Below are 14,811 nucleotides of genomic sequence, written 5' to 3'. Positions count from 1 at the left end.
TTTGCGCCGTCGTAGGCGGCATGAGCGACTACCTTCTACCTTCAACCTTCTATATTCTAAATTCTATCTTCTACCTTCTGTATATCGTCATCTCTTGTCCACCAGCAGCGCCTCGCCCACGGTTCCCGCGGGCACAAAAGAGACCTGCGCCTTCAGACGCAAGAGTTCCTTCGCCCGCGCGGCGACGGCGGCGGCTAGCTCCGGCGTTCCCGCGGCCCCCTCGGCCGGTTCCGCTTTGAGCGCCAGCTCGTCGCGAAAATCGCGCTGGGTTACTTCCGCCTGCAGCGCCCGCACCTGCGGAAACTCCCCGGCCAGTTCGGCCACCTGGTGCGGGTAAAGGAACAGACCGCGCACCTTTACGCCCGCGGCCGCCCTTCCCAAAACCCCCACCAGCCTTCCGGCCGGAAGGCCGCAGGAGCACGGCTCAGTGGCAAAGGCGCTCAGGTCGCCGGTGGCAAGGCGCAACAGCGGGTACGTCGCCACCATGAGGGTGATGACGATCTCCCCCGTCTCACCGTCGGGGACCGGTTCCCCAGTCTGCGGGTCGACGACCTCCACGACCACGTCCCGCGCCAGGTGCAGCCCCTTCATCCGCGAGCACTCGTACGCGACGCAGCCGGTGTCGGCCGTCCCGTATCCCTGAAAGACGCTCACCCCGTACTTCTCGAGCAGCAGCGCGCGCAGTTCCTCGGTGAGCCGCTCCGCCGTAATCCACGCCCGGCGTACGCGGAGGTCCGCGAGTATCCCCTGCTCCTCCGCCTTTTTCATTAAAGCGTAAAGGAAGCTCGGCACGCCGATATAGGCCGTAACCCCCACATCCCGCATAATCTGTACCTGCAGTTCCGTATTCCCGACCCCGGCCGGGACGACGGTGCAGCCCAGGCCGCGAAGGGCGCTGTCAAACATGAAGCCCGCCGGCGTGAGGTGGTACGAAAAGGTGTTCTGGACCACGTCCCCGGCTTTGAATCCCGCCGCGACCAGCGCCTCGCCCCAGCGCCAGTAATCCTCCCCTTCCCCCTGCGGGTCGTAGATGGGCCCCGGCGAAGCAAAGATACGCTGCACGCGTTTCACGGGCACCGCTAAAAAACCGCCGAAGGGCGGCGCGGACTGCTGCCGCCGGCTCAGCTCGCTTTTCCGGATCACCGGCAGACGCGGCAGGTCTTTAATCTCTTTAATATCGTCCGGTTTCAGTCCCGCTCCCGCGAACCTGTCCCGCACCGCGGGAGAGTTCTCGTAAGCGTAACGGATAAAGCCGCCCAAACCCCCAAAACTCATCCCAGCCACCTCTTGCGCCTTTTATAATGTTTCACGTCGCGGTAACTCTTTTTCTTTCCTACCTCCGTCAGGCCCAGGTAGAACTCGCGTACGTCCTCATTGTCCCTGAGTTTGTCGACCTCGCCTTCGAGGACGATCTTCCCGCTTTCCATGATGTACCCGTAATCCGCAATAGAGAGCGCGATGTTGGCGTTCTGCTCGACGACTAAAATGGTGGTCCCCTCCTGCCGGTTGATTTCACGGATGATCTTGAAGATTTCCGCGACCAGAAGCGGCGCGAGGCCCAGGGAAGGCTCGTCAAGCAGCATCAGCTTGGGCCTGGCCATCAGCGCCCGCCCGATGGCCAGCATCTGCTGCTCACCGCCGGACAGATAACCCGTCACTCGGTTGCGAAGGTCCAACAACCGCGGGAAATACCGGTACACCAGCTCCAGGTCCTTCTTCACATTGGCCCGGTCTTTGCGGGTATAGCTTCCGGCGACAAGGTTCTCCTCCACCGTCAGGTGCTCGAAGACCCGGCGTCCTTCCATGACCTGAAAGATACCGCGCCGCACAACCTTCTCCGCGTCCAGGTTGGTTATTTTCTCGCCGAGGAAGTCGATGTCGCCGTCGGTCACCTTGCCGTTTTCGGCCTGCAGCAAGCCCGAAATCGCCTTGAGGGTGGTCGTCTTGCCCGCGCCGTTCGAACCCAGAAGCACCACCACACTGCCCTCGGGCACGTTCAGCGACATCCCCTTCAAGACCAGAATAACGCGGTCGTAAATAACCTCCACGTTATTTAAAGCAAGCAAGCGCGTCCCCTCCTTTGGGATGCAATGTCAAGAATGTCAAGGGGACGGTTCTCCTGACAGACATACGCCGGTTCTTTGTTGTCACAAGAACCGTCCCCTTGACATTAAGACTGCGGCCGTCGGTTGGAACCGCTTTCTGCAACTCCCGGTCCCGACGGCCGCAGCCGTTTTATCGAAACACTGTACTTTATCCGGCCCCGCCTGAGGTTAGGGGTCTATGGCGGCCGGACCTTTTATTTGTAACCGATCCAATCGGTTATGTACTCGAACTTGCCGCTTTTAACTTCGGCAAGTCTGACCTTCTCACTGCCCCGGTGGCTCGTCGCGGTAAAGGTGACCGGATTGGCCAGCCCTCCGGTATCGAAATCCGCAAGCTGCTCAAGGCCCGACTTGATCGCCTCACCGGTAACGTCGTCACCGGCAAGCTTTACGCCTTCACACATAACCATCGTGGAATTCCAGCCCTGAACGAACTTCTGCGTCTTATCCTCGATCTTCTCGTTCTCGGATGCCAGGTATTCCTTAATCGCCGCCATGCCCGGCACATCCTCGTTCGGGAAGGCGAACGGGATAACCCCGATGTAGCCTTCCGCCGCCGGACCGGCAAGCGCGATCACCTTTTCGTCCGCCGCCCAGTTGAGGCCGATAAACTTCGTCGCCAGTCCGTTCTTCTTCGCGTCTTTCAACACGATGGAAGCCAGGTTCGAGGTTCCCTGAACGATGGCGAAGTCAGCCTTGTTCTTTTTGAGGTCGAGGACCTGCGTGGTGGCGTCGAGCGCCTTCAGGTCGACTATCTCGTCGTTGACTACCTCAAAACCGTTATCCGCAGCGTACTTCTTTCCGTCGGCGATGGGCGACGTGCCGAAAGGTGTGTCGTTGTAAATGAAGGCCACCTTCGGTTTCGCGGCGCCTTTCCAGTTGTCCTTCGCCCATTTAAGCGCGGTACGCGCCTGATCGGAGTATGAAGAGGCCAGCAGGAAATTGTAAGGACAGACGTTTATGTCGAGAAGCCCTTCGGAGTATGATCCGGAGATATACGGGATCTTGTCCGTCGCGATAATCTGCTTCAGCGCCTCGGTATCCCCGGTACCCCAGCCGAGGATCGCCACGACCTTATCCTGTTTTACCAGCCTGTTGTAAGCCTCAAGGGCCTTGGTTTTGTCGTAGGCGTAATCGATATCGATAAGCTTGATCTCCCGGCCGTCGACCCCGCCCTTGCTGTTGATGTAAGCAACGTAGGCTTTAACTCCCTCGGAGTACGGCAGGCCGACGTCTCCTGTAGGCCCTGTGATGTCAAAGATACCGCCGATCTTCACCGGTTCCTTCGGAGCCTCGGTTCCGGCGGGCTCGGTCGCGGTCTCCTTCTTGCCGCAGCCGACCGCTACTAATGTTACAGCGAGACAAACGCACAGTAGGACAACCCATAAACCCCGTAAACGCATTTTTTCGCTCCTCTCTTTGTCCAATCAGACAACTACGCTCGAGACCCTGAAGCCTGAAAAAGCTTTGTTTTCACCTCCCCCGCGCCGCCTAATACGAGAAGGGCCAAAGACGGAAGTAGTTCTTCACGTCGTTCCAGAGCTTCGCCAGCCCCTCCGGCTCGAAAATTAAAAACAAAATCACTATCAGACCGAAAAAAGCGGTCTGCGCCGCCAGCAGCAGGTTCTGGATGTCCGGGAAAAAGGCGCCGACGAAACCGGCGGCAGCCCGGATGCCGATCGGCAGAAGTATGATAAACACCGCGCCGTAAACGGAGCCCATAACGCTCCCGAGCCCGCCGATGATAATCATCGCGAGGTACTGGATGGAGACGTCAACCGTAAAGTTCTCCGGGGTGATAACCCTTTGATAACCGGCCAGCAGCGCGCCGGCGATCCCGGCGTAGAAAGCGCTCAGTCCGAAAGCCATAACCTTGTACTGCAGCAGGTTGATACCCATGACCGACGCCGCCAGGTCGCGGTCCCGCACCGCCATAAAAGCACGCCCCACCCGGCTTCGGAACAGGTTCACGGTGGCCACCACCGCGATAAGGGTAAGACAGAACGCGAAGTAATAAAAACTCGTATCGTTCGTGAGGGAGACCGACCCGAGCGTGGGCGGTTGAATGACGATCCCGGCCGACCCTCCGGTCAGACCGGTCCAGTGCATGATCGTGTACTCGATGATCACCTGCGCGGCCAGTGTCGCAATCGCCAGGTAAAGCCCCTTGAGTCGCAGCGAGGGTATGCCGAAAACGGCCCCGACCATCGCCGCCATGAAACCGGCCAGGGGCAGTGCCGCCCAGTAAGACAGGCCGAGTTTGGTGGTCAACACCCCCACCGTGTAGGCGCCCACACCCATGAAAGCACCGTGGCCGATGGAGATCTGCCCGGTGAACCCGGTAAGGATGTTCAGCCCCAACGCCCCGATAACCGCAATGGCGACAAGGTTGGCCACACTCGTATAATAGTCGTTCACCAGAAGCGGGAAGACGAGAAACAAGGCGATGATCACCGCCACTTTGGCTTTCGCCGCCGGGGTGAACAGAACCGCCATGTCTTCCCTGTAGGAAGTGGCGAATATGCCGCAGTCCATAACAAACGGAAACTTAGGCCGCAAGTTTTACACCCTTTCGATGATTTCCTTGCCGAACAGGCCGTAAGGTCTGATCAGCAAAATTATTACCAGGATAAAGAACGGCATAACTTCTTTCACACCGCCGCCGAAATAGGGATCGAGGTACCCGCCCGCCAGGTTTTCCAGCACCCCTATGATAAAACCGCCGAGGATGGCGCCGGGAATGCTGTCCAGGCCGCCGAGGATGGCAACGGGGAGGACCTTGAGCCCGAGGTGGGCAAGCGATGAATTGACCCCGTTGATGTTGCCGAGCAGGATCCCGCCGACCGCAGCCACCAGGGCCGCGATCGCCCAGGTGATGGCGAAGGTCCTTTTTACGCTTATGCCCATCGACAAGGCCGCCTGCTGGTCGTCCGCCACCGCCCGCATCACTATCCCGGTGGTCGTGAATTTAAAGAACAGTGAGAAGAATATCAAGAGCAGGATGGCAAGGCCCAGCGACCACAGATACACCTGGGAAACCACGACGCCGCCGAAAGTGACCGGCGTCTGCGGGAAGATGTCGGGGAAAATCCGGGTCTCGGTGCCCCAAAAAAGCTGAATGATGCCGCGCATCAGGCTTGAAAGGCCGATGGTGGCCATAATCACGGAGATAACCGGCTCTCCGATGAAAGGCCGCAGCACCAGGCGTTCCACCAGCATCCCGAGCAGCAGGGAAACGCAAAGCGTCAGCCCTATCGCCAGGAGGAAGGGTACCTGGTAAGAGGTGATCAGCCACAGGGATACGTAAGCCCCCACCAGCAGGAATTCTCCCTGGGCGAAGTTTATGCAGTCGCTGGCCTTGTAAATAAGCACAAACCCGAGCGCCACCAGGGCGTAAATGCTGCCGACGACAAGGCCGGTGACCAGCAGTTGTAAGAGCATCAGGCCACCCCCGTTTTCTTGTAGTTATTCAGGCGTTCCGTAAGTGTAATTAATTAGGCCTGAGTTATCCCATCTCGACCACCTTAAGGGCGGTCTGGATCATTCCCTCGCGGCCGTCCCGGTATTTAACCATCGTCTCCACCCTGATTTCCGGCACCCCTTTATATAACCCCTCAATAAGGTCGGCGTACTTCCGAATCACGTACCCGAGCCGGACCTTACGCGTTCTCGTAAGCTCTTCGTCATCGGCGTCCAGCTCCTTGTGCAGGATAACGAACCGTTTTACGCGGACCTGCTGCGGCAGGTCCTTGTTTACCTTTTCAACTTCCCCGGTAATAAGGTTAATCACCTCCGGTTTCTGGGAAAGGTCGACGTAGGTCGTATAGGGCAGGTGGTTGTTCTCCGCCCACCGTCCCACGTTGGCCATGTGCATGTTCACCAGCGCCACCACGTGCGGCCGGTCCTTGCCGATTACCACCGTCTCCTTGATGTACGGGCTGAACTTCAGCTTGTTGCTGATATGCTGCGGCGAAAAGATGCTGCCGTCGGCGGTACGCATCACGTCTTTCAAACGGTCTATCACCACGAGGTGGCCGTCTTCCTCCAGATAGCCCGCGTCCCCGGAATGCAGCCAGCCGTCGACCAGGGTTTCCGACGTGGCCTCCGGGTTTTTATAGTAGCCGTCGAAGACCGACGGGCTTCGGGAGAGTATCTCCCCCTCCTCGGTGATGCGGATTTCGGTCCCGGGGATGGGCTTTCCCACCGTATGGAACTTGACGTCGCCGTCACCGTGGATGACCGAGATACCGGCGATTTCGGTCTGCCCGTAAATCTGTTTCAGGTTCACCCCGAGCGCGTGAAAAAACCTGAAGACGTCCGGCCCCAGCGCCGCACCGCCGGTGTAGGCGCGCCGCAGTCTGGAAAAACCGAGGTGGTCCTTAATCGCGCTGAATATAAAAACTTCCCCCAGACCGTTAAGGACGCGTTGGACCGGGGAAGGTTTGCGCTTGGCCAAACGGCAGTCCGCCATCCGGCAGCCGATACCGGTAAAATAACGATAAAAGGTTCTTTTCAACCAGGAAGAATCCTCGATCTTCACCTGAACCCGGGAAACAACGTCCTCCCAGATCCGCGGCGGCGAAAACATCACGTGCGGGCCTATTTCCCTTAGGTTTTGTTGCACCGTTTCCGGTTCTTCGGGAAAATTAACGGTGAAACCCACCCACAGCGCGGTAGAGACCGCCATCATCTGCTCCCCCATCCAGGCCAGCGGCAAAAACGACAAAAACTCGTCCCCCGGATCGAGGGGGTCGAGGGCCAAAAGGTTTTGCGCCATGCTCAGCATGTTCCGGTGCGTCATTACGGCTCCCTTGGGGAAACCGGTTGTTCCGGAGGTGTAGGCGATCATCGCCGCGTCCTCCGTCCGCCCGCGTCCCGCCATTTCCTCGAACAGGGCGGGGTTTTTCCGGTGAAGTTCTTCCCCCAGCGCTTCAACCTCGGTGAAATCCATTAAAAGCGGGTCCCGATAATTCTTGAGCCCTTTGGGATCGTAGTATATAATCCGTTTTACCTTGGGCAGTTCCGTTTTAATCTCCAGGAGCTTATCAACCTGCTCCTGGTCCTCCACCACAATAAAAACGCTGTCGGAGTGGTCGATTACGTAGCTGACCTCCCGGGAAAGCGAGTCCTGGTAAACTCCTACGGAAACGCCGCCCGCCGCCTGCGCCGCCAGCTCGGCGTAAATCCACTCCGGACGGTTGTCGCCGATGATCGCCACCTTGTCTCCGGTCTTGAAGCCGAGGCTCACCAGGCCGAGACAGAACCTCCGGACGTGGCCCAGATATTCTTCCCATGTCACCGTTTGCCAGATACCAAACTCCTTTTCCCTGAGCGCCACCTTCTCGCCGAAGAGGCGTGCGTTTCGTAGAAGCAACTGTGGTAGGGTCCCTTCCGCCATAGATGTACGCGTCCCCTTAAAGTTACGACTTACAAAGCAAGTCCCGAGTCCTCAGTCGAAAGTCCTGAGTCCCCTCAAAGGAGTCGTGAAAATCCAGGACATAGGACACGGGACATAAGTTACGGGTTAAAATCTAGTCCTAAGTCAAAAGCGAAAGTCTCAGGTCTAAGGAACAGTAGAAAAGAAATAGACCGATACGGATAACGTACAACAGGCTTCGTGACAAGCGACCCGTGAATCCGTTCACTATTGCACATTTCCTGATCCAGACTGAGGACTGGGGACTTTCGACTTAGACTTAACTCGCGACCCGCGACTCGTGACTTCCGACCACTGACTACCGACCGGACAAGCACGGGTCATCTGCTAATGGTCTGACTGATGGCCGAGATAAGCCTCGATGACGCGCTTGTCCTGTTGAACCTCGGCCGGTGTCCCTTCGGCTATCTTCTGACCGAAATCAAACACCGCGATCCGGTCGGAGATATCCATCACCACACCCATGTCGTGCTCGATGAGGATCATCGTCGTCCCCCATACCTCGGAGATGTCCAGGATAAACCGGGCCATGTCCTCCTTCTCCTCGGTGTTCATACCGGCCATCGGTTCGTCGAGCAGCAGGAGCTCCGGTTCCAGCGCCAGCGCGCGCCCCAGTTCCACACGTTTCTGAAGGCCGTAGGCGAGTGTTCCCACGGGTTTGTTCCGGACGCTTTCGATTTCGAGAAAATCAATGATTTCCTCTACGCGGCGGCGGTGAGTTATCTCGTCGCGGCGCGCCGGTCCCCAGTAGAGGCTTCCGGACAAAATGCCGGATCGCATGTGGATATGGCGCCCGAGCATTATGTTGTTCAAAACGGTAAGGTGTTTAAAAAGCTCTATGTTTTGAAAGGTCCTTGAAATGCCGAGCATCGCCCGGCGGTGCGGTTGATAACAGGTGATATCGCGGTCCTTGAACGTTATGCGCCCCGCTCCGGGACGATAAAGGCCGCTGATGCAGTTCAAAAGGCTGGTCTTGCCGGCGCCGTTCGGCCCGATAACCGCCAGAATTTCCCCCTTATGAACCTCCAGACTGACGTTGAAAAGCGCGGCAACCCCGCCGAAATGGAGAGAGAGTTCGCTGATGCCGAGTTGTTTCAACTACCAATATCCCCTTGATTCTCTCGCAGAAACTCCCACCTGCTTTTGGGGATTTCACGCAAGATACCTAACAAACTCCATTAATTCCACATTGAGCGGAAAAATCCTTTTTCCTTTGAACAATTTTCCCAATCCAAATACTGTATCGCCCACGGCGCAACGCCGTCGCAGCCGTTGTTCAACGCGTTTAATTGTGCTATCTTTACAAATATAAGCCGACAGCGAAAGATCCTTGATAAGGGTTCAAAGGGAGGTTTTTTTGTGGCATTCGAAGCCTTACTCGCCGGTTCCAGAATCACGATGACCAGAGGGGATATCACCCGGCAGGACACCGACGCCATCGTTAACGCCGCCAATTCCAGCCTGATGGGCGGCGGCGGCGTCGACGGCGCGATCCACCGGGCGGGCGGCCGAGCCATTTTGAACGAGTGTAAGAAGATTGTGGCCGAAAAAGGCCCCTGCCCGACGGGCGGCGCGGTTATCACCACCGGGGGCGACCTCAAGGGGCGCTACGTGATACATACCGTGGGCCCGAGATGGTCCGGCGGGAACGCGGACGAGGACTCGCTCTTGCGCCGGGCTTACCTTAACTCGCTCGAACTGGCCGCCGGGCACGGCGTCAAAACCATCGCCTTCCCGGCCATCAGCACCGGCGCCTACCGTTTTCCGAAGGAACGCGCCACCAGGATCGCCCTGGAGACCGTGCGGGATTTCGTGAAAAACCATCCGTTTGAGGAAGTGCGTTTCGTCCTCTTCAGTGAAGAAGACCTCGCGGTGTATAAGAAAGTCTGGGATCAAATTTCGACGGAGATCTAGGAGGCTTCTACAAAACTACGCCTGGTCTTCGTCTGACTCGCTGTCCGATACCCGCGTAAGCCCGTGTGCGCTCCGAGCCGGCCAGCTTCGTCTTCATCGACATGCTTGTTTTTCGCAGCCTCCGGCACTTTTTCTGAGTTTAGCAGCCGAAAGCCGTTAGGTTAGTTTTATACTGATTTTCTTTGTTTGCAACAGCCTGCCAGCGGATTGGCGGAAGCTTGCGTTACGCAGATCCCGCGAAGCATGCCGTATATCGGATGTTCTCAAGAGACTTTAGTCATCGTACCCTTTTCCCCGCAATTAGGGCACTGCTGGGGTTTGCACCTGCCTTCCTTGGTGGCCCCGCACTTGCTGCATTTGAAGACGGCCATTCGCCACACCTCCCCCCTTTAAAATAGTACTTCTTTAGATGGGCGCAACGATAAGTAACGCATTGCTGCGTCAGCCAAGCAGAACCGGGTCCTCACGTATTTCCATATACGCTCCGGCCCGCCTCCACCGGTCTTCCTTGCACTGCATCACTTCTCGCCGCGTTCCGTCTTCGTTACGTTACTGCTTCTAAGTAACCAGCTTAAGGGTCTTTATTTTCATTCATCCAGGCGCGTTCCGCCCGGGAAACTCCCTCGAAAAATAATCGTTTTTTCATAGGGCGCGACGATGAGCTTCACCTTCCTCGTACTGCTTGCTCCTCACTGCGTTTCATTTATGTTATTTTTCAACTTCTAAGTAACACGCTTATGGGTCTTCATTCTTTCTCTTCGTTGTGCTGCTTTTCCCCTGCATCCTTTTCCGGACCGCCTCGCCCGTCAATTCCCGGAGGGCGTCGGAAGCGACCCTTTTCGCGCTTTTGCAGCCCGTTTTCTGAATCTCCCCGGCAACTTCTATCGCTTTCGCGTTTAGATTCAGGTTGCGTTTTCCGATCTGGCGCAGCGCCCAGTTCACCGCCTTTTTGACGTTATTCCTGCCGTCGGAGGCCTCCCTTTTCACCAACGCCAGGAATTCCTCGAACGGCCCGTCGCCCGCCTTTTTATCGGCGACTGCAAGACAGGCCATCAACACAAACCCGGCCCTCTTTACGAATTCCTTTTCGCTGCCGCTCCACTCCACGGCCTTCCGGTAGGCGAACCGGGTCTTTTTAAAAAGGTTCAGGCAGCTCTGGTCGCAAATCTCCCAGTAATCGAATTCGGAAGCCCAATCGTCCATCTGCCTTTCGTCGACCAGGCGCGGGTCGTCGACGAGACCGGCCAGAATCCTGGTTTCGCGGATATTGCGCGCCCATAGTTCCCGCGCCAGCCCGTGATCCCTGCCGATGTCCTTCGCCATCTTCCTGAGGTCCGGCATGGAAACCCCGTAGGTCTTAGCGGGCGTTATCCCGAACCTGGCCATTCCCTCCACCGCCGCGGGGTTTGACAGGAATTCGAGCCTTTGCAGGATGTCGTCGATCTCCATAAGAGTCACTCCGTTAAAATAAATCAACCGCCAAGACGCCAAGAAAGCCATGAATCAAGAAAGTGATTATGTGATAATAGTTAATTTGCTGGTTCCACGTCCATCTTCAGATTTCCGTTGTGCCGCCAAGTGCGTGTGGCGAACTACTCTATTAACGTTTGAAACCTGTCAGGACTCGATCGCAGGCTTTTCGGGTTGTTCCGGAACGCTGGCGTTGACCTGGATGTTCAGAAGAGCGCTCCTGATTTTACTCAGATGCGCGCCCGCCTCTTTGCGGGAGTTTTCCAGCATGGTTATACTCCTCGAAAACCGTCCTTCGATCTCTTCCTGCAGCCAGTTCACGTTTTCCTCAATGCTCTGTAGCGAGGCATTGACCTTCTCCAGGTCGATGTTCTGCGAGGCCTTAAGGACCACCTGAAAAACGAGCAGAAGGTAGGGGATGAACATGCTGTAACCGATGAGGACGACCTTCAGCTCGAAAACGGCGGTTTGAATCCCGTAACACAACTCGTAGACCGCATCCGGCACCGCCACGACGCCGAAATTCAACGTCAGGCCGGGGTCTATGTATTTCTTTATTTCCCGCGCCTTGTTCAGGACCGCGGATTCGATCTGCGCCTTGAGCTTTTGCTGCTCGGCAGGGTCTTCGCAGCCGGCGAACTGCTCCACCAGGCCGGTCGCCGCCCATTTGCTGTCAATGGGAAGGATCAGGCCGTTCGGCAGCCTGAGCCCGAACTCCACGAACTTGTTCCCCACCCTGAAATTCCTGACCTGCCAGTCGGCGGGAAGCTTGGCGAAAACCACCTCCAGGATGTTCTCTCCCGCGATGCCTTTTGACTGCGTGCCCGCAATAACCGCTTCCAGCCTCCGGATCGATTCCGCCGTCCGCTGTTCCAGTTCCTGCCGCGCCCTGGCGTGCGTGTGCAGTTCGGTCAGGCTTTCCTTGGCACGGACCACCTCGGAACGGATCGCCGCCGTGGCTTCAATAAGGCTGGCGGCGGTGGCTCCCGTTTCCGCCAGCGTCGCGGCTACGGCCTGCAGCCTCTGTCCCACGGCGTTCTGGTTTTGGTCCACCGCCGAAACACGTTCCGCCAACGACCTGAGTTCAAGCTGCACCCCGTTCACCACCTGGGCCAGCGGCTCCAAATGCGCGATTTTCTCCGTAAGGACCGAGGTCTGCACCTGGTTGGCGTTAACCGTCTGATTGAGGTTCTGAAGCACGGCGGACAGTTCGCCCCCGTTTCCGGGGAGGGGTTTACGGTACTGCGCGTACACCAGGACGATTAGCGCAATCAGGAGCAGGATCACCACGCCGAGCAAAACGTCTACGACAAACACCCCCCTATTTTCCGCGATGGAATCGATGGCAACGGGTGGTTAGCTGACGGCACCTCTATTTTATCACGCTGCCGGTATCCAAATCGGTTCAAATTATTATTTGGGCGTCACAAAAGATGCGGCAGCGGTGTTATTTTGCATGATGAAGCGAAGGAAAACCGGTTTTAATGGCGAATGTGTCTTTGCTTTCCTTAACATTCGACTATCTATTCACAAAAAATTCGTTTCAGGAGGAGAAAAAACCGATGAGTCAGAATGGCGAGAAAAAAGGCTGCCCCGCGGCGCAACTGACGGTTTTTGCGCTTGTTGTAGGGATAAGCTGCATCATCTGCACCTTGATCTTCACCAGCGCCTTTGTTAAAGTCAGGTCGAACTCCGCAATCACGGTCACCGGTTCGGCGGAAAAGGTTCTCAAGTCCGATCTGATCGTCTGGGACGGCAGCTTCAGCAGGCGCTCCGCCACTTTAGCCGAGGCATACGCCGCAATGAAGAAAGACCTGGAAGACGTCAAGGCTTTCCTTAAGGAGAAAGGGGTTCCGGAAGAGGAGATCACGGTTATGCCTATCAACATGAACACGTTTTACGCCGCGGACAAATCAGGCATGCAAACCAGCCAGATAACGGGATACGGTTTAATGCAGACGGTCCAGGTGAAATCGAAGCGTGTGGATGAGATCGGTTCCGTATCCAGAGAGTCAAGCGAGCTTATCAACAGGGGGATTGAGTTCCAATCGTCGCCCCCGCAGTACTTCTACACGAAGCTCAGCAGTTTGAAGATCGGCATGCTTGCCGAGGCCACGAAGAACGCCCGGGAGCGCGCCGAGCGGATAGCGTCCCAGGGAGGCGGCAGGCTGGGTCCCCTGCGTTCGTCGAAGATGGGGGTGTTCCAGATCACACCGGTTTATTCCACCGAGGTCTCGGACTACGGCATCCTTGACACCTCTTCGCTGGACAAGAAGATCACCGCCGTGGTAAACACGGAGTTTGCCATCAAGTAACGGTTTGCCTTCGGGTTTTGCAGCGGTTCGAAACGGTTAATAAACCTGTGTCCGGCGGCGGAAGCGGTACCTCCGGCAGCCGGGCAACAGGTTTTCTTTAGTGGTCACCGTTTGGGAACCAATGCCCTGGGGAAGCGGGAACGCGATCTTCCCGGCGGCGCTTGCGGCTAATTTTTATCGAGATTGTTTACCCTAAAGGTAATGTGATAAAATTCTGTGAAGGCGTATCGCGCTATTTCGACATAATTTAGTAAACATGGAGAGGAAATGGCCCTGGCCGGACAGAACCCAAACGTAAATGGAGGAATCGGCCGTGGACTTGGAAAAACTGGTTGAGGAGTTAACCCATACCGCTGATACGAAGATGCTGCTGGTGGTCCTGGACGGAATCGGGGGGCTGCCGGTGCCGGACCGCGGTAATAAAACGGAACTGGAAGCTGCCGCGACGCCGAACCTCGATTCCCTCGCGCGAAAATCCGAACTGGGATTGGCCCACCCGGTCCTTCCCGGAATCACCCCGGGCTCCAGCGCCGGTCACCTGGCGCTGTTCGGGTACGACCCGCTCCGGTACGTAATCGGCAGGGGGATACTCGAAGCACTGGGTATAGATTTTCCCATCGAACCCCGCGACGTCGCCATACGCGCCAACTTCGCCGCCGTGCGCCACGAGCGGGAGAAAATGACGGTGACCGACCGCAGGGCCGGAAGGCCGCCCACGGAGCATACCGTAAAGGTCTGCGCGCGGCTGCAGGAAGCGATAAAAGAGATCGACGGGGTGCAGGTGTTCATCCGGCCCGTAAAAGAGCACCGTTTTGTGATCATATTGCGCGGCGGAGGCATGGACGGACGCGTGGCCGATACCGACCCCCAGGCGGTAGGCGCCTCACCCCTGGCGCCCAAGGCCCTGGCGCCCGAGGCCGAGCGCACCGCGGCAATCGCCGCCGAACTCCTCAGGCAGCTGGCCTCCCTGCTCCGGGATCAGCCCGCCACTAACTTCGCGTTGCTGCGAGGCTTTTCACAGCGCCCGCGACTGACGGCTTTCCCGGAACGTTTCAAGCTCCGGGCCGGGGCCGTCGCCGTGTACCCCATGTACCGGGGACTGGCCTCCCTGGTCGGAATGGACCTCCTCCCCATACAGGGGGAAAAGGTCGGCGACGAGATTGAAACCCTGCGCCGTTTCTGGAAACAGTATGACTTCTTCTTCCTTCACGTCAAGGCCACCGATTCCCGGGGTGAAGACGGGGATTGGGAGGGGAAAATAAAGGTGATCGAAGAATTCGACCGCCACGTGCCCGCCCTTCTGGAGCTTAAACCCGACGCGCTGGCGGTTGCCGGCGACCACAGCACACCGGCCGTGCTCCAGGGACATAGCTGGCATCCGGTGCCTTTCCTCCTACACTCCCGCTGGGTGCGCCCCGCACGTGACGCCGCAGGTTTTGGTGAAGGCGCATGCGCAGCCGGAACGCTCGGACATTTCCCGCTTCTTTATACGATGAACTTCCTCCTGGCTAACGCGGAGCGCTTCGGTAAATTCAGCGCCTAGATTTTTATTGAACTATACGCCGGGTAA

The 14,811-nt window shown here is 57.3% G+C and carries 13 protein-coding genes; 3 read left to right on the top strand and 10 right to left on the bottom strand.

Translation table 11 applies throughout. The features are described 5' to 3' along the window. Positions 1-87 precede the first annotated feature (87 nt). The 7 genes from AB1500_04860 to AB1500_04830 all read right to left on the bottom strand — a co-directional run bounded on the left by AB1500_04860 (position 88) and on the right by AB1500_04830 (position 8,640). Positions 88-1,275 (bottom strand): AMP-binding protein, encoded by a 1,188-nt coding sequence (locus AB1500_04860; protein MEW6182495.1) that lies wholly within the window; start codon positions 1,273-1,275, stop codon positions 88-90. Continuing rightward, positions 1,272-2,066, bottom strand: coding sequence for an ABC transporter ATP-binding protein (locus AB1500_04855; GenBank protein ID MEW6182494.1), 795 nt, complete (start codon positions 2,064-2,066; stop codon positions 1,272-1,274). The genes AB1500_04860 and AB1500_04855 overlap by 4 nt, the downstream gene beginning before the upstream one ends. Positions 2,067-2,299: 233 nt before the next feature. Then, positions 2,300-3,508 (bottom strand): ABC transporter substrate-binding protein, encoded by a 1,209-nt coding sequence (locus tag AB1500_04850; GenBank protein ID MEW6182493.1) that lies wholly within the window; start codon positions 3,506-3,508, stop codon positions 2,300-2,302. Positions 3,509-3,596: 88 nt separating this feature from the next. Then, positions 3,597-4,640 carry a branched-chain amino acid ABC transporter permease gene (locus AB1500_04845; GenBank protein ID MEW6182492.1) on the bottom strand — a complete coding sequence of 348 codons (1,044 nt, stop codon included), beginning with the start codon at positions 4,638-4,640 and terminating at the stop codon, positions 3,597-3,599. A 27-nt stretch (positions 4,641-4,667) separates the two neighbouring features. After that, positions 4,668-5,546: a branched-chain amino acid ABC transporter permease gene (locus AB1500_04840; GenBank protein MEW6182491.1), complete on the bottom strand. Its 879-nt coding sequence runs from the start codon at positions 5,544-5,546 to the stop codon at positions 4,668-4,670. Positions 5,547-5,610: 64 nt separating this feature from the next. Continuing rightward, on the bottom strand, positions 5,611-7,503 hold the full coding sequence (locus tag AB1500_04835) for an AMP-binding protein (GenBank protein MEW6182490.1): 1,893 nt from the start codon (positions 7,501-7,503) through the stop codon (positions 5,611-5,613). 366 nt (positions 7,504-7,869) lie between these two features. Next, on the bottom strand, positions 7,870-8,640 hold the full coding sequence (locus AB1500_04830; protein ID MEW6182489.1) for an ABC transporter ATP-binding protein: 771 nt from the start codon (positions 8,638-8,640) through the stop codon (positions 7,870-7,872). Positions 8,641-8,940: 300 nt separating this feature from the next. On the opposite strand from AB1500_04830, the gene AB1500_04825 reads away from it, so the two are divergent. After that, positions 8,941-9,456, top strand: coding sequence for an O-acetyl-ADP-ribose deacetylase (locus AB1500_04825; protein ID MEW6182488.1), 516 nt, complete (start codon positions 8,941-8,943; stop codon positions 9,454-9,456). A gap of 263 nt (positions 9,457-9,719) precedes the next feature. Here AB1500_04825 and AB1500_04820 read toward each other — a convergent pair whose 3' ends face one another. The 3 genes from AB1500_04820 to rmuC form a co-directional block, all read right to left on the bottom strand. Continuing rightward, the gene (locus tag AB1500_04820; GenBank protein MEW6182487.1) at positions 9,720-9,827 is read right to left on the bottom strand and encodes an RCKP-type rubredoxin-like domain-containing protein; all 108 of its coding nucleotides are present in this window, start codon (positions 9,825-9,827) and stop codon (positions 9,720-9,722) included. A gap of 364 nt (positions 9,828-10,191) precedes the next feature. Then, entirely contained in the window at positions 10,192-10,905 is a 714-nt protein-coding gene (locus tag AB1500_04815) for a DNA alkylation repair protein (protein MEW6182486.1), read from the bottom strand. Between the two features lie 168 nt (positions 10,906-11,073). Continuing rightward, the gene (gene rmuC / locus AB1500_04810; GenBank protein ID MEW6182485.1) at positions 11,074-12,243 is read right to left on the bottom strand and encodes a DNA recombination protein RmuC; all 1,170 of its coding nucleotides are present in this window, start codon (positions 12,241-12,243) and stop codon (positions 11,074-11,076) included. Positions 12,244-12,488: 245 nt separating this feature from the next. On the opposite strand from rmuC, the gene AB1500_04805 reads away from it, so the two are divergent. Beyond that, complete coding sequence (locus AB1500_04805) at positions 12,489-13,241, top strand: SIMPL domain-containing protein (protein MEW6182484.1); 753 nt, start codon at positions 12,489-12,491, stop codon at positions 13,239-13,241. A 313-nt stretch (positions 13,242-13,554) separates the two neighbouring features. Next, positions 13,555-14,784: a 2,3-bisphosphoglycerate-independent phosphoglycerate mutase gene (locus AB1500_04800; GenBank protein MEW6182483.1), complete on the top strand. Its 1,230-nt coding sequence runs from the start codon at positions 13,555-13,557 to the stop codon at positions 14,782-14,784. Positions 14,785-14,811 lie beyond the last annotated feature (27 nt).

The organism is Bacillota bacterium (assembly GCA_040755295.1).
In the GTDB taxonomy this organism is placed as follows: Bacteria; Bacillota; Desulfotomaculia; order Desulfotomaculales; family Ammonificaceae; genus SURF-55.
The sequence above is the reverse complement of the archived record's forward strand: the minus strand, read 5'-3'. Positions and strand labels throughout refer to the sequence as shown.